Below are 16,905 nucleotides of genomic sequence, written 5' to 3' on the forward strand. Positions count from 1 at the left end.
CGTCTTATGCTTGTCGGGGCTGAGCAAGCGGCTTCCGCTTTTCTTGCTTAAGATGCTTTTTTATCCTTGTTTTCTTCTTCCCATTCTTTCTTCATATTCATTCTGTCGATAAACTTCAGGAATGGGAACCAGATAGAGAAAACGATTGCCAGGTTCACAAGCTGCATAACACCGCCGAGCCACGAATTGGTTGCCATGATGCCGCTGATAAAGATTGGAACCGTCCAAGGCACTGTTACCCCTGTAGGAGGGGGAACAAGACCGCTCGCCATAGCGAAATAGGTAACAAGCGTGACAATCATCGGGGAAAGCACCCATGGAATAATAATCAGCGGATTCATTACAATTGGAAGGCCAAAGATAATCGGTTCGTTAACATTAAAGATTCCAGGCCCAAGACCTAGCTTTGCAACCTGCTTCATCTGCTTGCTCTTCATAAAGAACAAAATGGCTATGATAACAGCAAGCGTCATTCCTGTACCGCCCATACCAACGGTGTACACTTCCATAAATGGCTTTGAAATGATATGCGGCACTTTACCTGTTTGCGTATAGGACGTCAAATTCTCAATGGCTAATGTATTCCAGATCGGATCCATTACAGAGTTAATGACAATTTGTCCATGCAATCCGAAAAACCATAGGATCTGAATAAAGAAGATAGCAATAAGCGTTGGAATAATGCCGCTTCCAAGACCAACAAGCGGGGCCTGAATCGCATTATAAATGATATCGTGCATGTTTGTATTGAACACCTGTGTAACAAGAGCGTTCAGCAATAAAAAGAAAGTCAATGTAATCAGGGCAGGAATTAACGCAGTAAAGGATTTCGCTACTGCCGGCGGTACACCTGCAGGCATCTTGATTGTTAAGTCTTTCTGCAGCACCCAGCGGTAAATTTCTGCTGCTACAAAGGCGGTAATCATACCGAGGAACATTCCTTTAGCTCCAAGCCGGTCAATCGGGATAACGTTTTGGACTGCCTGCTGTCCTTCCTGTGTGAGAATGAATGGTGTCAGCAGGAGGAATGAAGCGAGCGCAATAGCCCCTCCAAAAACAGCCTCCACCTCATAGCTTTTCGATAAGTAGTACCCTATACCAAAAACGACAAAAACTGTCATGATGCCCATCGTTGCCTGCGGAGCAATGCCGAATGCCGAGCGGAAAGCATTTAGCGTTCCTTCGCTCATTATACTGCTCAAGAAAGGCAAATTGAGCAAAACAACCACAATGGAACCAAAAATGGTCAGTGGAAAGGCGAGCATAAAGGCATCCCGCAGCACTTGAAGATACCGGTTATTATTCAGCCTTCCGGCAATCGGAACCAGAATCCCGCTTAATTTCTCAAACATTTCATTTCCCTCCTTTAATTTTGGCTGTTTCTCACACAGCCCGCTGACTTAGGTGTAGTAACATTTTTAAAAAAGCATCCTGACGCAAGCATGCCAGGATGCCTTTTCAATGATTTATAGATTTCTGCTTTTAAAAATTTCAATCATTTCTTTTACAAGCTCTTTCATCGTCAATGTGGACATCAAATGGTCTTCAGCATGCATAAGCAGCAGGGAAAACTCGGTTTTTTTGCCTTCTGCTTCTTTCTGGATCATTTTAAAATGAATGTCATGGGCGTTTTTTAAATCTTCTTCCGCCAGCTCCAAGAATCTTTCCGCTTCTGCCGCCCGGCCTTCCCGGTACTCTCTTAGTGATTGAATGACTTTGCTGCGGGCATTTCCGCTGTGAAGAATAAGGTGGAAATTGATTTGCTCTTCTGTCAGTTCATTCAATTGCATTTCGCTCATTTATTAACACCTATTAAATTGACAGCCTGTTCATAAGCTTTTTTGCCATCAGCCATTCCATAGGCCATCATGTCAATCACATCAACCGGGATGCCATGCTTATCGGCCTCTTTCTGCAGTTCCCCTTTTAGAAAACTCATTTGCGGACCAATCAGTACAACATCAGCTTCTCCCATTTCCTTCTTAGCCTGATCCTGCCCGACTGCCCAGATTTTGGCTTCTTCCCCAATACTCTTAGAATGGTCGATCATTTTTGTTACTAATAGACTCGTAGACATTCCTGAACTGCATGCCAGCATAATTCTTTTCAATGGTTCCATCCCCTTCATAGATATATTGCAATGCTGCTATGTTAGTTAATCTCAGAACTTTAAGCGCTTACATGTTTTATTATAATCGATCTTTTCTATTTGTCTAGACATTTAATAATAATAATATAGACTTTTTTTGAAAATTTCTTGAATTGCCTGAAATCCTGCGGCGGCAGTGCTTTTAAGAAAAATAAAAGAAAGGCTGGCGTCTGTCAGCTATTCTGACAATCCGGCCAGCCTTTCAGCTGCTGCTTATTTATAATAGAAGCTTTATTTCTTAATATGGACCGGACTCATGGCTCTTCTTCACAGCATCTTCTGCTGCTTTAAGTCCTGCTGGGGTTCCTTGCCCGTATTTAGAAACACCTGCTTCACGTCCAGGAACTTTATGTTCCATATTCATTTCTTCGAATTCTTTCATTTTAGCCTGGATTCCTTCTTTTACACGGCGTCCATATTCTTCATCAGCCTGTGTGAAATATTCCACCATTGCATCCTGGATCCGGCTGTCGCAGATCGCGAGCGCTTCTGATAGATTCTTAACAAGCTCATCGCGCTCCCAGTCCTGAAAACTTCGGTACGTTTCCCCAGCCTGCCCAAAGTTGTTGGGACGGTCAATCGCCTCAGTCATTGCCGCTGCATTGTACTGCGGACGGTGCTGAGGGCGCTCTTCCTTGTCTGCTTCCTTAAAGCCGCCAATCATGGAAGGTTCATAATTAATATGCGGGTTATCTCCGGATTCTTTCGGATCGCGGGTATCCATCTGTCCGCGATGCTGATTCGTGCGCACAGGCGCTTTCGGTGCATTCACCGGAACCTTCAGGTAGTTGGCGCCAACACGGTAGCGCTGTGTATCGGAATAGGAGAAAGTTCTGCCCTGCAGCATTTTATCATCAGAGAAATCCATTCCGTCTACAAGTACTCCTGTACCAAAGGCAGCCTGTTCGATTTCACTGTGGAAGTCAACAGGATTGCGGTCAAGAACCATCTTTCCTACAGGAAGCCAGGGGAATTTATCTTCAGGCCAAAGCTTTGTATCATCCAGGGGATCAAAGTCCAGTTCAGAGTGGTAATCATCCTCCATGATCTGTACATAAAGCTCCCACTCCGGATATTCTCCGCGTTCAATCGATTCATATAAGTCCTGGGTAGCATGCGCGACATTCTTCGCTTGAATCATGTCTGCTTCTTCCTGTGTTAAATTGCGGATTCCCTGTTTCGGCTCCCAGTGATATTTAACAAGGACTGCTTCTCCCTTATCGTTTACCCATTTATAAGTGTTTACACCTGATCCCTGCATATGACGGTATGTAGCCGGGATTCCCCATGGAGAAAATAAGAAGGTAATCATATGAGTTGCCTCAGGAGTGCGTGAAACAAAGTCGAACATCCGCTCCGGATTGGCCACATTTGAAGCAGGATCTACTTTAAAGGCGTGAATCATATCAGGAAATTTCATCGCATCGCGGATAAAGAAAATTTTCAGGTTGTTTCCAACAAGATCCCAGTTTCCTTCTTCTGTGTACATTTTTACCGCAAATCCACGCGGATCCCGAGCTGTTTCAGGAGAATCCTTTGCTCCTGCTACAGTTGAGAACCGGACCATTAACGGCGTTCTCTTGCCTTCGCCTGAAAAAACCTTAGCGCGTGTATACTTTTCTACTGGCTCGTCGCCAACCTTGCCATATGTTTCAAAATAGCCGAATGCTCCAGATCCGCGGGCATGGACCACGCGTTCCGGCACTTCTTCCCTGTCAAAATGGGAAATTTTCTCGATAAAATGATAGTTTTCCAATGTTGCGGGGCCCCGGCTGCCGATTGTACGGATGTTTTGATTGTCCGTAACTGGGTGGCCCTGGCGCGTTGTCAGTGAGTCGCGATTTTCATCTTGTCCTTTTGAAGCATTGATATCTTTGTTATCAGCCAAAGTGATACCTCCTCAAAATTTTTGACAACTCCATTTTACCATTTGCAAGAAAATTTAAACAATAATAGACACTCTAAATTAGACTGATTTCAGTCTGAAATCAGTCTAATTTGAAAATGCCGGTTTTGGCAGAAGGATCAGCCTTTTTCATCTGCAGGATATTTAATGCCAATCTGCTTTCTAGCCTCATCCAGAACCTCCATTACTTTTACAGACAGCTCATATGTGTTAATAGAAGATTCAAGACTTCCCTTTTCAATCAGGCTGATAAATTCCTTTGCCTCATAGTACATCGTGTTTTCCTTTTGCTCTATGGAAAGGTCTTCCTTTGAGCCATCGCGATAATGAATCACTGCCTTGACTGGGCTTGAAATCCGGTCGATTACAATAGAGCCGCTTTCCCCCTGAATCTCAGATGGCAGCGCTGAATGTGATATTTTCGAGTACATAGCAACAGCGTCCATTTCCGGATAGCCAAGCAGGACGGTTCCTTCTCCATCAGCGCCGGTTTCGAGCAAATACCCTTCTGTAACAATCCGCTCTGGGCTTCCGAATAGATAAACTGCTGGATAGATGCAGTAAATCCCAATATCCATCAAGGCACCATTAGAGAGCTCCGGCTTGAATGCATTCAGAACGGTGCCTTCTTTATAGGAATCGTATCTAGAAGAATACTGTGAATAGGTGCCAATGAATCTGCGCACCTTTCCGATTTTCGGCAAGCTTTCTTTTACTTTTTGAAACACAGGATGAAAGGTTGATTTCATTGCTTCCATCAAAAGAACCTGATTATGTTCAGCAGAAGCAATCATAGACTTCAATTCAGCTGTATTTGAGGCAATCGGTTTCTCGCACAGCACATGCTTTTTATGATCCATAAATAACATTGCCTGCTCTGCATGAAATGAATTGGGCGAAGCAATATACACCGCGTCAAGCTCATCACTTGCCGCCATTTCTTCCAGATTAGTGAAGATCACAGCAGCCCCATATTTTTCGGCAAACTCTTTTGCTTTTTCTTCTGTTCTGCTATAGACGCACGATAGCTGGAAATTTTCCAGCTGCTGTGCAGCATCTAAAAATTTTTCCGTAATCCAGTTTGTCCCGATTATGCCAAAGCGTATCATAGAATCCCTCCGCATGTTTGGTTGATAAATCTATCATACCCTCCTTCTCTCATTCCCGCACAGTCAAGTGCCTCGTCATTTAGAAAATAGACTCCGGCAAGGCCGGAATCTATTTATCCATCACAACAATATAGGCTGCTTTAACAGGTCCGTGAACCCCGACAACAAGGTTCATTTCGATGTCGGCTGAATTGCTCGGACCCGTAAATGACTTAGGCCATAATTCGAATAAGAGAAGTTTTCTCTGATTAGGGCTGTTTTAATTGAACTATGAGAAGACCCTGGATTTCGGAAATCAATAAGAGGGAAAAGAGCTAAGCTCCCTTCCCCCTCTAAAAAGCGGATTTTAATTTTGTAATAAACCAAGAAAGCGAACCAACGGCCGGCTTTTTGTTTACTGGCAAACTTAGGCGTTTTACTGGCAAAAGTGTTCAGTTTACTGGCGGATTTGCACCTTTAACTGGCCAGACATATTTTGCAATCGCAAAAACCATTTTTGGGCATCCAAAATTGATTTTTTCCGATCAAAAAAGCAAACCTGCAGCTCTATTTTCCATTTACTGTAACAAACAGATGCTCAAATGTCCAAAATGGGCACTTTACTGTCCAAAGTGGGCAGTTTACTGGCGGATTTGCCGTTTTAACTGTCCGATTTGGCTTGTTTACTGTCCAAGTACTTCATACAATTGCAAAACTTATTTTTATACTATCAAAACTTAATTTTGCCTTGTCATCAAGGCGCTTCAAAAAGTCGAAGTGCGGACTTTTCGGATTTTTTCTCCAGCGCTTGTCAGGGCTGAACGAGCGGCTTCCGCTTTTCTGTTTACCCTCTGCCTGCCATGAACGCAGGGTATTGGGTCATGCCGCCGTCTACGAATAGTGTGTGGCCTGTTACGTAGCTTGATTCGGATGATGCGAGCCATACCGCTGCTGCTGCTACTTCTTCCGGCTTTCCTATGTAGCCCATTGGAATCATGCTCTCTACGTCAGCACGCTGTTTCGGATCTGAGAATTTTTCTGCATTGATTGGAGTGTTCATGGCACCGGGTCCAATGGCGTTTACCCGTATTTTCTTTGGAGCGTATTCAAGCGCCAATGTTTCTGTCATGAGCTTCATGCCGCCTTTGCTTGCAGCATAGTGAACGAATGTCGGCCATGGAATCATTTCATGAACACTGGACATATTGATGATGTTTCCTTGAATGTCATTTTCCACGAAGTGCTTCAGTGCTTCCCTGCACCCTAAAAATGCGCCGGTCAAATTCGTATCCATTACTTTGTTCCAATCTGCCAGTGACAGTTCGTGTGATGGGACAGCGTTTTCCATGCCGGCATTATTAATCATAATATCCAGTCTTCCGAATTCCTTTATGGATGACTGCACAAGGCTGATGACCTCTTCTTCCTTTGTTACATCAGCTTGAAAAATAATGGCTTCGCCGCCTGCTTCTTCAACCATTTTTTTCGTATCAAGCGCTTCCTGCTCATTTTTATAGTAATTGATCACTACTTTTGCTTTTTCTTTTCCAAAACGAACGGCCATCGCCTGCCCGAGTCCTGTTGAAGCTCCTGTAATAACGACTGCTTTTCCTTCTAAATCTGCAAACATGTAATATTGCCTCCTTTAATTATGATGCCTTTGCCATCCCCAGCAATACCGCACCGAGAATAATTAAAATGCTTCCTATTATGATTGCAATCAGCTGCTTCTTCGTTTTCTTTTCACCTAATAGAAGAATACCGCCAAATGTTGATATAATAATGCCCATTTGTGACAAAGTGAAACTTGTTGCGACACCGACCTTAGGCTGTGAGATAAACAAAAACAGGTTTCCAGTAGCCCAAATCAAGCCGGGTATAATGTTGCGGATGGCATACTTGTTGAAAGGCTTGTGCTTAAAGGTAAGAATAACGCCTCCGATGACCATGCCGACTGCCTGCGGTAAAATAGCTGACCAGCTGTTGATATCAAAAAGCCTGATCACAACGACATAAATAAGGTACCCAATCGTGGAAACAACCAGGATGGCGATCCCTTTTTTCAGTTCGCCTTCTTTCTCATCTTCCTTTTCCCCTTTTAACGAGGAGAGAACAATTCCAACAATAATTAAAACAATTGCAGCGGAACCCAATAGAACTGTTGTGAGCGTAGACCATTCATGAAAAACAATCACACCGAAAATAGCCGTTGCTGTCAGCTGCATGCCCGTTGAAATCGGCATCGTTTTTGACACACCCATTAAAGCGATGCTTTTCAGCTGATTGCTCTGGCCTAAAGCCCAAAACAAACCTGATACAGCCCCAATCAAGAAAATAAACGGGGTAACAACAGGATGCACGAATAAATAAATAGCAAGAGAAAAAATCAAGGCGCCAATCGTGGTGCCAAGTGTCTGGCTGTACGGGCCTCCGCCCAGTTTCACATTAAAAAGCACAATGCTTCCCCAGCACAATGCAGGGATCAAAGCTAATAAAATATCCATTTTCTTGCTGCCGTCCCTTCGTGATAACTTAATAAATTGTTGACAAGAAAGCATTTTACACGTCAAAAAAAGAGACTTCAAACAATTCGCATTGCCTGAAAAATCAGTAAAAAACTTTGGATACGCTTTACTTCTTGCCAGTTCGGGTTCTCCTAATACTGTTAATTTGTCCTTTTCGATAATAAAAATTCTTGTTATGAAACGCGTTTCATATTTTATACTTGAAAAGAACGAACCAATCAGCCGGCGCAACCTTTTAAAGGGCGTTACGAAAAAAAAGCCGCAGATATTTTTCTGCCGGCTTTTTTTGTTTGAAATCTTTTCTTTTCGGCAAGAAGTAATGAAGGCATATTTCTCTTGAAGGAGGGTGACCTTTTGCGCATTATTGTAATATCAGACACGCACATCCCAAAAAAGGCAAAAAAACTGCCTGATATCCTTATACAAGACCTCAAAGGTGCAGACATGGTCCTTCATGCGGGCGACTTTCAGATAATGGACGTTTACGAAGAACTGGCGGGTTATGGCAAGCTGATTGGAGTGGCGGGAAATGTGGACTCCCCCGAGCTTCACGATCTGCTTGGCGAAAAGCACCTGCTGATGCTGAACGGCTTTTCCATTGGCTTAACTCACGGTCACGGAGAAAAGCTCACTACCGAGAAACGCGCCATCCAGGCATTTCAAGATGAAAAGCCGGACTGCATTATTTTCGGGCACTCCCATATTCCCGTCCTGAAAACTGAAAAAGACATCCTGCTCTTTAATCCTGGCTCACCGCTTGATAAACGGAAACAGCCGCGGTATTCATACGGGATCCTGACTCTTGGCGATGAACTGCATGCAGAGCATGTCTTTTTTGATGATAGAGGCTGAGGGAAGGGTTATACTAGACTATGACAAATCTGACTAAAGAGGTGCTTTATTGATGCAAACCTTTACTGTACAGCTTCATAAAGAAGATGCTATTGAAGAAATGAAGGTTCAAAAAGTCGCAGAAGATGAATTTGCTGCACTGACTGAAGGGGGAACAAGGCACCTGTTTGAACTGGACACCAACATCGGCTTTTTTATCTTTTTCGATGCTGAAGACACTTCTGGCAAGGAATCTTATCTTGTCCTGCACTATGAAGAAAATCCGGACGAGGAAGATCCGTCAGCCTGCTATTCCTTTGAATTAAAGGATTTTTATCAATTTACAGCCCTTTACCTGAATGATCTCGAATTCCGCGAAGAACTGGATACACTTGAAAGTGAAGATGAAGAGTACGGCCCGATTCATCATCTTGGCCATATTATGTACCATGTAGTTGAAGCTGATAGGGGAACTGAGGAGACTGGACAGGAGTAGAAATTGCTTTGCTCTGTCCTGCTAATTTTTGGGGCAAATAAGTAGGTGACTTTATTTGTAGCGTTTTAAAAGAGGCCACTGAAAAACCCCTTTTTACAATACTGACTTTTAAATTCTGCCTAAGTGAATGAACGCTGTTGATTGGAGCGGAAGACGGCGAAGACTCCTGCGGGAGTACGGGGCAGGGGAGACCCCGCAGGCGCTAAAGCGCCGAGGAGGCTCCCCGGCACGCCCGCGGAAAGCGAAGCCGGCTGCAGCGGAAATCCACAGCCATTTTATAACCGAAAAGGCATCCTTTCCCCCTGTTCACTGCCCTGCCTATAACCCTCAAGAAAAAAAAGCCAGCCTCTAAAGACCAGCTCTCTCCTCTATCCATCCTGCTTACTCAATCACATCAGCTTCTTCGCTGCTTGGCAGGTGCGCCAGGCAATACGAAGCTGCCATTGCTTCTTCATCCTCATCAAGCTCGAAATCGAAGTACTTGTCTGTTTCTTTTTCAAAAAACTGATATTGCGAAATTCTGGATTGTCCGTCTTCCACTGTGTAAATGACCCTCAAGTAAACACCTTTATCAGAGTATAGTTCGTCGTCCTCCGGAACGTCAAGATTCAAAATAAATTCGTAGCGGTCTCCCGGCAGGATGCCGAATGGATCCTCTAATACCTCTACGGCGTGGCTTGTAATGGAAAGCATATAACCCCGTCCTTTTCTAATATGTCGTCCATGTTTATTATACACATGTTTTCTTCACTCAAAAAATTCTAAGCTAATAAATTTTCTCTCCTTTTCGAATAATAAGCAAATGCTAAAGGGGGAGAATGATGTGACGGAAAGTCAGCAAAAATGCGGGAAGCAGGCAGAAGGTTCGCTTAAATGGTGGCAGCTTTCCCTGATTGGTGTCGGCTGTATTATCGGCACAGGCTTCTTTCTGGGATCAAGTCTTGCCATAAAACATGCAGGACCTGCTGTTATGCTTTCTTTTTTCATCGCAGCTGTAACAACTTATATCGTGTTCAGAGCGCTTGCCAAAATGATTTCAGAGGATCCGCAGAAAGGGGCGTTCTGCACGTATGCCAGCAAAGCCTTCGGACCTGCCGCTGGGTTTACATCCGGCTGGGTTTACTGGCTTTCTGAAATATTGATTATGGGAAGCCAGCTGACGGCGCTTTCGATTTTTTCTAAGTTCTGGTTTCCTGCTGTGCCTCTCTGGATTTTCGCATGTATTTTCGCTCTGCTTGGCGTTGGAGTTGTTTTGGCTGGAACAAAAGGATTTGAACGGTTGGAAAATGTGTTTGCGAGCATTAAAATTGGGGCTATTTTGATGTTTATTATTCTTGCTGTTCTTGCGATCTTCGGAGTATTTAAAAACGGCCCTGAGAAGCATGAGTTTCCTTCTTCTCTAGGTGGATTTTTTCCTGAAGGGATAATGGGGCTTTGGCTGTCTCTTATTTATGCCTTTTATGCGTTTGGCGGCATAGAAGTTATGGGGCTGATGGCGATGGATCTGAAGGATAAAAAAGACGCTCCTAAATCCGGAAGCGTCATGCTGATGGTTCTTGGGGTGATTTACATTGCTTCAATGGTATTTGCGGTCACACTTCTTTCCTGGCAGTCATTTAACCAAAAAGAAAGCCCGTTTGTCCTGGCGCTGGAGGCATTCAAGCTGCCTGTCTTTCCTCATGTTTTTAATGGCGCCTTGATTATTGCAGGGTTTTCTACAATGTGTGCTTCTCTTTTTGCTGTCACCAACCTGCTTGTGACATTAGCTGAGAATAAGAATGCACCCCGGTTTTTTCAAAAGAAAACGGAAGGAAAGCGAAAGCTTCCCATCCGTTCACTCTGCCTGACGATATCAGGCATGGCTGTATCCATCGTTCTTTCTCTATTTATGCCCGGGAAAATTTACGAATATATTACAACAGCTGCAGGGCTGATGCTCCTGTACAACTGGATTTTTATTTTATTTTCAAGCAAAAAACTAACGAAAACGGCTGTTTCAGGCAAGCTGTTCACGTATTTGGGAGCTGCTTTTATCACGCTCGCGATTATTGGAACAGCTTTCAACCAGGACAGCAGGCCAGGATTTTTCGCAAGCCTTGCCCTCCTGATCCTGATTGTTCTTCTGTCCCTTAAACTAAAGGCTTCAGAAAAGAAGGAGAAAGGCCTGCACGGCAAAGTACGCACCGAATAAAAGCAGTGTTATGCCGGAAAGAAGCGATGTCACAATCAGGAGTCTTCCCTTTGTGTACCTCCTGAAAGTGCTTGAAAGCAGCGCCATTGAAAAATCCCAAGCGAGGATGCCCGCAAAAATGGCTGCGCTGTAAAGATACAGTTCCCCCTTCGAAGAGGATGCGGCTGTATTGGCCAGTACAGATCCGTATATGCCAAGCCAAAACAAAATCGTGAGCGGATTGGTTAACGACAGAAAAAATCCTGAAAAGAAGCATTTCCATTTTGGCTCGCTTTTCCGGGCCGCTGCTGCTGCGTTTTTTTTAATGCTTAAAAGTCCTTCTATTCCGGTATAAATCAGCACAAAAGCCCCAAAGGCATACAGGAAAACTTTAATGAACGGCATGTCAATAATTTGGACGATTCCTATGTAGACGAGTGCCATATAAAGCAAGTCAGCAGTTGTCGCCCCAAGCCCCAGCAGCCAGGAGTGCCAGAAGCCGCTTTTCATTCCTTTATCGAGCTGGGCCGCATTGATTGGACCGATCGGGGCAGCGAGCGACAATCCGAGAAGAACGTAATTCAGCAGTATCAGCATCCAAGTCCTCCATGTCAGAAAGTATCTTGTACATGCTATTCGGACAAGGATGAATTCATGCCCTAAAAGGGCAAAGTAAATTGTAAAGAGATCTTAATATCCTTTGATGTGTAAGGAGCGAAAAATATGGGAAAAGGTAAACTGTCCGCAGCATCCTTAAAAATATACGAGGCAATGGAAGACTTGCAAAAAGCACATTACAGCATGACTCCGAACGGGTTTCAGGAAGCACAGACACTGATTTTCACCGCTCAGGAGAAGCTGCGTGACCTTCATAGCAGGAAGCACGAATTGACGGAAAAGGAACAGCATGAATTGAAGCTTTGCGAAGAACATCTGCAGCATATAATGGAGGCTCAGCAGGCCATCCAGATGAGACTCTAAAGGAGGAGATCCGGCATGAGCGATAAACAAACAGAACGTGCAGAAGAAATTGCAGGCAAAACATTTGAGCCGTCAGAAAAAAATGAGGATAAACAAGCAAGCCCTCTTGAGGTTACCCATGACCAGGTGAACGAATATTATCTTGGAGGAAATATTGACCATCAAGCGGGAAAAGATAAATAGCAAAAAGGCAGCCGGAGCGGCTGCCTTTTTTTATGAGATGCTTTTTTTCATAAGAGCCAGAAGATCACCTGCAGCAAGGGCTGATTCGCCTCCTCCCTGCAAAGCGAGTTCGCTTCCGCCTCCTTTTCCTCCAATGGCATCAAGCACTTCTTTCGACATTTTCCTTAAGTTTGCAGGATGTTCCTGATTCTTTGCGGCAAAAAACTGAACAAGCCCGCCGTTTTTTACTGTTAAAAGGCAAACAGGGCCTTTTGCTGCAATAAGCCTTCCGAGCTTTTGAAGCTCCTGCAAGGGCCTGTTTTCAAATGACAGGGCAACAATGCCATCAGCACTGTCTGCTGCTTTCTCTGCTTCGAATTCAAGCAGCCTGTCTTTTGCTTCCGCAAGCTCCTTCGCTGTGTCCTTTTGGGCGTTTAAGAGCTTAACTGCTGCCTCAGGCAGGTTTGCTTCAGGGCTGTTCATTGTTTGAATCAAGGTTAAAAGAACCCGCTGCTTCTGCCCAAGCTGGCGGATGACCCTCCCGCCGCAGACAAACTGAACCCTTGTCATTTTTTTATGTTTTTCCCAGTTTAGAATTTTGATGATGCCTGTTTCGCCCGTTCTGTTTGGATGGGTTCCTCCGCAGCCGTTATAATCAACTTCCGGAATGATCACAAGCCTGATGTTGTCTTCAACAGCCGGCTGTTTGTGGAGCGGATATTGTTCCAGCTCTTCTTTTTTGACCCAGACCGCCTGTATCGGTTTGTTTGAAAAAATAATGCCGTTTGCCCAGGATTCTGCCTGCTCGGCCATTTCTTCCGTCAGGCTTTCCGCTGAAAGATCAATGGTGGAGATTTCTGTTCCAAGATGAAACGCATCAGTATCTATTCCAAGAACATGCCGGAATGCGGCTGACAGAATATGCTGCCCGCTATGCTGCTGCATATGGTCAAATCTTCTCTCCCAGTCCACTTTGCCTTCAGCTTCTTTTACTTTTAAGGGATGTTCAAGAAAGTGCCGGATTTCGCCTTCCTCTTCTTTTACCTCCATCACCCTGACACCATCCAATGTGCCAGTATCAGAAGGCTGGCCTCCTCCTTCCGGATAAAAAGCTGTTTCTTCAAGAACGGCATAGGGCCGTCCAGCCTCTTCTGCCTGTTTGACGACAGCAGATCGGAAGGTCTTTGTATACTGATCTTCATAGTAAAGTTTTCTTGTCACTTTTTATCTCTCCCAGCAATGAATGAATTATTTTTCTATCTTACCATTCCCGCCGGCTTATCTGGAGGTTGTAAATTTGGTTTTTCACTTCAATCAGCCCAAGAATAACATCTGCTAATACATCAAGGACACAGGCTGGAACCGCACCGACATAAATTCTTACGTAATTGCGGGAGCTGATGCCTGAAAAAATTCCCCTCTCGAGCCCGTCTTCTTCGACAAACGGCGCAAGCGTCGCGACTCCAATCGCGATTACAGCTGCAATGCGGAGTCCTGCCATAACCCATCGGCACCCTCTTTTTGCGCAATAAAAAAAGCCTCCTGTTACTGGAGACTTTAAGTTTCAGCAAGCTTCATTACCCGAGGGAGCAGCCCGGAAATATCGGTTGCTGTCATGGATCTCAGCCCATTTTCTTTTACCCATTCCTCGCTTGTTAAAGCATGAAGAACAACTGCATTAGCGGCAGCATGACGGCTGTCCTTGTAGTGCCCTAAAAAGGCTGTAAGCATCCCAGTCAGCGTATCACCGCTGCCGCCTTTTCCAAGGGCGCTGTTACCGATTGTGTTCACTGCCCCTGTTCCATCCGGATAGGCTATTACCGTGTGCTCTCCTTTTAAAATCACCGTTACCTTGTGCTTAACAGCATATTCGCTTGCATACTGAATCCGGTTTGCCTGCACTTCTTTTACTCCATAGCCGCTCATTCTGCTGAATTCGCCTGGATGCGGGGTCAATATAACCGGCTGTTCACGGTCAGGATAGTCCCTCTCATCCAGCGCATCTGCATCAAGAACCACCGGCAAATCCGTTTGAAGCAAATGGTGAATGGCTTTTGTAATAGAGTCCTTATCCTGGAGTCCCGGCCCCATTCCAACTGCAGCGATTTTTTCAGGAAACTCTCCTTCTGCCGCCTTTTTTAAGCCGTCAAAAAAATAGGTCGCTTCAGGCACCTGCGCTGCCATCATGCCTGCAGCTGTTTTAGATGTCCCGATCATCAGCTTCCCGGTGCCGCTTCGGAGCGCTGCGGCGGCAGCCATCATGACGCTTCCCGGCATATCCTCGCTTCCGGCAATTAAATAGCTTGTTCCAAACGTACCTTTATGGGCAGAAGAAGGAAATACAGGAAGAGTTCTTTTCACATCATCCATTGTCCAGACTTTGAAGCGCCCTTTGTGCGGCAGACCAATGTCCAGCACTGTAACTTTTCCGTAATAGCTGCTTGAAGGCAACAGAAAGGCAGAAGGCTTGTATCCATGCAGAGAAAACGTCATATCAGCTCTGAAGGCCTCTTCACAATTCCCTGTATCAGCTTCAACACCTGTCGGCAAATCGACAGCAACCCGCATAGCATTCTTGCCGTTCGCCCATTTGACGATCTCTTCGGCATTCTCCCGCAAAGGCAGGGCAGAGCCTGCTCCAAGAAGGGCATCAACGATCACATCGCATGCTGCATTTTTTGAAAAAGCAGCAGACGCAAAGCCGCATGCTTCAAAATAGCGCAAATGCTCATCAGCAGGGGAATCAGCTTTTGGCTCCCCTAGCGGGAAAACAAGCGCTGCATCAAAGCCGTTCTGTTTCAAATATCTCGCAAGCACAATGCCGTCTCCACCATTACTGCCTTTTCCGGCAAGGACTAAAATAGAGTCCTTCCTAGTAACAGTATTGGCGAGGGCCTCATACAGGGCCCGTCCGGCTGTTTCCATAAGAGTAAAAACCGGCATCCCTCTTTTTTCCGCTGTGCTGTCCGCCTCCTGAATTTCTTCTTTACTGTAAATATACATTTTCTCACATCCTTTTAGCCCTTTTCATTCCCTTTCCGCTAAACTTCTATGCTTCTTTTTGGCCTGCTGGCTCTTTTTTCAGCAGGCTTGTACTGATAATGGCTGCAGCAGCCAGGACAATGAGCAGCAGGAAGATCCAATGCAGGCTTGCTGCGAGCTCTTCTCCTTTTAAATTCACGCTGAGAAGAATGCCTGAAACACCTATTCCAACTGCCTGGCCAAGGATGCGAAGCAGGTTGTTCGTTCCCATAGCTGCCCCTCTTATACTCCAATCAACAGCCGATTGCACAGAAACCGTAAATGCTGTAAAAGAAAGCCCGAAACCGAGACCTGTAACAGCCGAAATAATCATAAACCATACAATAGAAGAAGAAGGATTGATAAAAAAGAGCCCGCAGCACCCGATGGCAATTAGTACTGAGCCGGTAATCGTAATGCTCCTGACTGATCTTACAGCAAGCAGCCTGCCGCAGACGATTGCACCAATTGGCCATAAAATAGACATCGGCAGCATTGCAACCCCCGACATCGTCGCATTCAGCCCATTCACAGACTGCACCCAAAGCGGGATGTAGAACGTAAACGCCACAAGAATAAAACCAAGCAGAAATCCTGCTGTATTGGCAATCGTGAGCGTTCTGATTTTAAATAGCCCAAGCGGAATCATCGGTTCCTTCGCCTTTCTTTCTATAAAAAAGAAAATTACTCCGCTGACAACTGCCACGGCAAAAAAAGCCCACACTGCACCCGTCATCTGCTTTGACTCCCGAAGGACTGTCAGCCCATACAAAAAGGCTGTCATCGAAACCGCAAAAACAGCGATCCCGCCATAATCGATGCTGTGCTTCTTCTTCTCAAGCTTCTCATGCAAAGAAAGCCACAGCATTAAAATCGCAGCAATCCCAAACGGCAAATTCATAAAGAAGACCCAGCGCCACGAAACCGCATCAACCAAAATACCTCCTGCGAGCGGTCCAACAATCCCGGAAATTCCCCATACACTGCTGATCCATCCCTGAATCTTCGCCCTCTGTTCATAAGAATACAAATCTCCGATAATCGTAAAGGGAATCGTCGCAAGCGCCCCGGCTCCAAGACCCTGAATCACCCTGAAAATTACCAGCTGCTCCATCGACTGCGCAAACCCCGATGCCATTGAACCGATCAAAAACACAACAGACCCGATCGTAAACATCAGCCGCCGCCCATACAAATCCGCAAACTTCCCAAACACAGGCGTACTGATCACCGTCGCCAGCAAATAAACCGAAATCACCCATGTATACAAATGGCTGCCCCCAAGCTCTTCCACAATCTTAGGCATCGCCGTACTCACAATCGTCCCCTCAATCGCCATCAAAAACGTCGCAATCAAAAGCGCCCATATCACACGCGTTGGATTTGTCTCTTTTTTCATTCTGCTGCCTCCGTATATATGCTAGATTCTGTATATTATATCAGGTGCATGGGGCGTGGCGCAGGGGCGGGGATTGGGGGTTGATATTTGGCTTTTCATTCTATTAGGGTTTGGGGGTTTTATATTTGGCTTTTCATTCTATTGGGGTTTGGGGGTTTTATATTTGGCTTTTCATTC

General features: G+C 45.1%; 18 protein-coding genes and 1 pseudogene. 5 read left to right on the forward strand and 14 right to left on the reverse strand.

The features are described 5' to 3' along the window. Positions 1-47 precede the first annotated feature (47 nt). From celB to LRR81_RS15285, 8 genes and pseudogenes are all read right to left on the reverse strand, one after another. Positions 48-1,352, reverse strand: coding sequence for a PTS cellobiose transporter subunit IIC (celB, locus tag LRR81_RS15250; protein ID WP_231790251.1), 1,305 nt, complete (start codon positions 1,350-1,352; stop codon positions 48-50). A 114-nt stretch (positions 1,353-1,466) separates the two neighbouring features. Beyond that, a complete protein-coding gene (locus tag LRR81_RS15255) occupies positions 1,467-1,799 on the reverse strand; it encodes a PTS lactose/cellobiose transporter subunit IIA (RefSeq protein WP_231790252.1) in 333 nt (110 codons plus the stop codon). Continuing rightward, positions 1,796-2,110, reverse strand: a complete 315-nt coding sequence (locus LRR81_RS15260) for a PTS sugar transporter subunit IIB (RefSeq protein WP_231790253.1) — start codon at positions 2,108-2,110, stop codon at positions 1,796-1,798. The genes LRR81_RS15255 and LRR81_RS15260 overlap by 4 nt, the downstream gene beginning before the upstream one ends. Positions 2,111-2,387: 277 nt before the next feature. Then, positions 2,388-4,037 carry a catalase gene (locus LRR81_RS15265; RefSeq protein WP_231790254.1) on the reverse strand — a complete coding sequence of 550 codons (1,650 nt, stop codon included), beginning with the start codon at positions 4,035-4,037 and terminating at the stop codon, positions 2,388-2,390. 137 nt (positions 4,038-4,174) lie between these two features. Beyond that, positions 4,175-5,164, reverse strand: a complete 990-nt coding sequence (locus LRR81_RS15270; RefSeq protein ID WP_231790255.1) for a Gfo/Idh/MocA family protein — start codon at positions 5,162-5,164, stop codon at positions 4,175-4,177. A 109-nt stretch (positions 5,165-5,273) separates the two neighbouring features. Next, positions 5,274-5,369, reverse strand: a pseudogene (locus LRR81_RS15275) (LUD domain-containing protein); the annotation flags it as partial. 618 nt (positions 5,370-5,987) lie between these two features. Next, positions 5,988-6,773: an SDR family oxidoreductase gene (locus tag LRR81_RS15280; protein WP_231790256.1), complete on the reverse strand. Its 786-nt coding sequence runs from the start codon at positions 6,771-6,773 to the stop codon at positions 5,988-5,990. A 19-nt stretch (positions 6,774-6,792) separates the two neighbouring features. Further along, positions 6,793-7,647, reverse strand: coding sequence for a GRP family sugar transporter (locus LRR81_RS15285; protein WP_231790257.1), 855 nt, complete (start codon positions 7,645-7,647; stop codon positions 6,793-6,795). Between the two features lie 375 nt (positions 7,648-8,022). Between LRR81_RS15285 and LRR81_RS15290 the strand changes: the two genes are divergently transcribed. Together LRR81_RS15290 and LRR81_RS15295 are read left to right on the forward strand one after the other, a co-directional pair. Further along, the gene (locus LRR81_RS15290; RefSeq protein ID WP_231790258.1) at positions 8,023-8,520 is read left to right on the forward strand and encodes a metallophosphoesterase family protein; all 498 of its coding nucleotides are present in this window, start codon (positions 8,023-8,025) and stop codon (positions 8,518-8,520) included. Positions 8,521-8,572: 52 nt separating this feature from the next. Then, positions 8,573-8,995 carry a cytosolic protein gene (locus LRR81_RS15295; protein WP_231790373.1) on the forward strand — a complete coding sequence of 141 codons (423 nt, stop codon included), beginning with the start codon at positions 8,573-8,575 and terminating at the stop codon, positions 8,993-8,995. A 381-nt stretch (positions 8,996-9,376) separates the two neighbouring features. Here the strand turns inward: LRR81_RS15295 and LRR81_RS15300 are convergent, their stop codons facing one another. Continuing rightward, positions 9,377-9,688 carry a DUF6509 family protein gene (locus LRR81_RS15300; protein WP_231790259.1) on the reverse strand — a complete coding sequence of 104 codons (312 nt, stop codon included), beginning with the start codon at positions 9,686-9,688 and terminating at the stop codon, positions 9,377-9,379. A 130-nt stretch (positions 9,689-9,818) separates the two neighbouring features. Here LRR81_RS15300 and LRR81_RS15305 point away from each other — a divergent pair, with 130 nt between their 5' ends. Beyond that, positions 9,819-11,186 carry an amino acid permease gene (locus LRR81_RS15305; RefSeq protein WP_231790260.1) on the forward strand — a complete coding sequence of 456 codons (1,368 nt, stop codon included), beginning with the start codon at positions 9,819-9,821 and terminating at the stop codon, positions 11,184-11,186. Here the strand turns inward: LRR81_RS15305 and LRR81_RS15310 are convergent. After that, positions 11,139-11,762, reverse strand: a complete 624-nt coding sequence (locus LRR81_RS15310; protein WP_231790261.1) for a LysE family transporter — start codon at positions 11,760-11,762, stop codon at positions 11,139-11,141. The genes LRR81_RS15305 and LRR81_RS15310 overlap by 48 nt on opposite strands. A gap of 126 nt (positions 11,763-11,888) precedes the next feature. Here LRR81_RS15310 and LRR81_RS15315 point away from each other — a divergent pair, with 126 nt between their 5' ends. Together LRR81_RS15315 and LRR81_RS15320 are read left to right on the forward strand one after the other, a co-directional pair. Then, positions 11,889-12,146: a hypothetical protein gene (locus LRR81_RS15315; RefSeq protein ID WP_231790262.1), complete on the forward strand. Its 258-nt coding sequence runs from the start codon at positions 11,889-11,891 to the stop codon at positions 12,144-12,146. Positions 12,147-12,161: 15 nt separating this feature from the next. Beyond that, the gene (locus LRR81_RS15320) at positions 12,162-12,329 is read left to right on the forward strand and encodes a DUF4025 domain-containing protein (RefSeq protein ID WP_231790263.1); all 168 of its coding nucleotides are present in this window, start codon (positions 12,162-12,164) and stop codon (positions 12,327-12,329) included. 30 nt (positions 12,330-12,359) lie between these two features. On the opposite strand, the gene LRR81_RS15325 is transcribed toward LRR81_RS15320, so the two are convergent. Genes LRR81_RS15325 through LRR81_RS15340 form a run of 4 tightly spaced genes read right to left on the reverse strand, consistent with a single transcriptional unit; the run spans position 12,360 to position 16,728 of the window. After that, on the reverse strand, positions 12,360-13,529 hold the full coding sequence (locus LRR81_RS15325; RefSeq protein ID WP_231790264.1) for an alanyl-tRNA editing protein: 1,170 nt from the start codon (positions 13,527-13,529) through the stop codon (positions 12,360-12,362). A gap of 40 nt (positions 13,530-13,569) precedes the next feature. Next, positions 13,570-13,809, reverse strand: a complete 240-nt coding sequence (locus tag LRR81_RS15330) for a hypothetical protein (protein ID WP_231790265.1) — start codon at positions 13,807-13,809, stop codon at positions 13,570-13,572. A gap of 56 nt (positions 13,810-13,865) precedes the next feature. Continuing rightward, positions 13,866-15,311, reverse strand: a complete 1,446-nt coding sequence (locus tag LRR81_RS15335; RefSeq protein ID WP_231790266.1) for an NAD(P)H-hydrate dehydratase — start codon at positions 15,309-15,311, stop codon at positions 13,866-13,868. Between the two features lie 46 nt (positions 15,312-15,357). Next, positions 15,358-16,728: an MDR family MFS transporter gene (locus LRR81_RS15340; protein ID WP_231790267.1), complete on the reverse strand. Its 1,371-nt coding sequence runs from the start codon at positions 16,726-16,728 to the stop codon at positions 15,358-15,360. Positions 16,729-16,905 lie beyond the last annotated feature (177 nt).

It is taken from the genome of Metabacillus kandeliae, from assembly GCF_021166585.1.
Classification (GTDB): Bacteria; Bacillota; Bacilli; order Bacillales; family Bacillaceae; genus Metabacillus_B; species Metabacillus_B kandeliae.

What these genes read in the sequence shown, in the direction of transcription:
- celB (WP_231790251.1), bottom strand. Translation starts at nt 1,352, where the DNA reads ATGTTTGAGAAATTAAGCGGGATTCTGGTTCCGATTGCCGGAAGGCTG.
- LRR81_RS15255 (WP_231790252.1), bottom strand. Translation starts at nt 1,799, where the DNA reads ATGAGCGAAATGCAATTGAATGAACTGACAGAAGAGCAAATCAATTTC.
- LRR81_RS15270 (WP_231790255.1), bottom strand. Translation starts at nt 5,164, where the DNA reads ATGATACGCTTTGGCATAATCGGGACAAACTGGATTACGGAAAAATTT.
- LRR81_RS15280 (WP_231790256.1), bottom strand. Translation starts at nt 6,773, where the DNA reads ATGTTTGCAGATTTAGAAGGAAAAGCAGTCGTTATTACAGGAGCTTCA.
- LRR81_RS15285 (WP_231790257.1), bottom strand. Translation starts at nt 7,647, where the DNA reads ATGGATATTTTATTAGCTTTGATCCCTGCATTGTGCTGGGGAAGCATT.
- LRR81_RS15295 (WP_231790373.1), top strand. Translation starts at nt 8,573, where the DNA reads ATGCAAACCTTTACTGTACAGCTTCATAAAGAAGATGCTATTGAAGAA.
- LRR81_RS15300 (WP_231790259.1), bottom strand. Translation starts at nt 9,688, where the DNA reads ATGCTTTCCATTACAAGCCACGCCGTAGAGGTATTAGAGGATCCATTC.
- LRR81_RS15310 (WP_231790261.1), bottom strand. Translation starts at nt 11,762, where the DNA reads ATGCTGATACTGCTGAATTACGTTCTTCTCGGATTGTCGCTCGCTGCC.
- LRR81_RS15315 (WP_231790262.1), top strand. Translation starts at nt 11,889, where the DNA reads ATGGGAAAAGGTAAACTGTCCGCAGCATCCTTAAAAATATACGAGGCA.
- LRR81_RS15320 (WP_231790263.1), top strand. Translation starts at nt 12,162, where the DNA reads ATGAGCGATAAACAAACAGAACGTGCAGAAGAAATTGCAGGCAAAACA.
- LRR81_RS15330 (WP_231790265.1), bottom strand. Translation starts at nt 13,809, where the DNA reads ATGGCAGGACTCCGCATTGCAGCTGTAATCGCGATTGGAGTCGCGACG.
- LRR81_RS15335 (WP_231790266.1), bottom strand. Translation starts at nt 15,311, where the DNA reads ATGTATATTTACAGTAAAGAAGAAATTCAGGAGGCGGACAGCACAGCG.
- LRR81_RS15340 (WP_231790267.1), bottom strand. Translation starts at nt 16,728, where the DNA reads ATGAAAAAAGAGACAAATCCAACGCGTGTGATATGGGCGCTTTTGATT.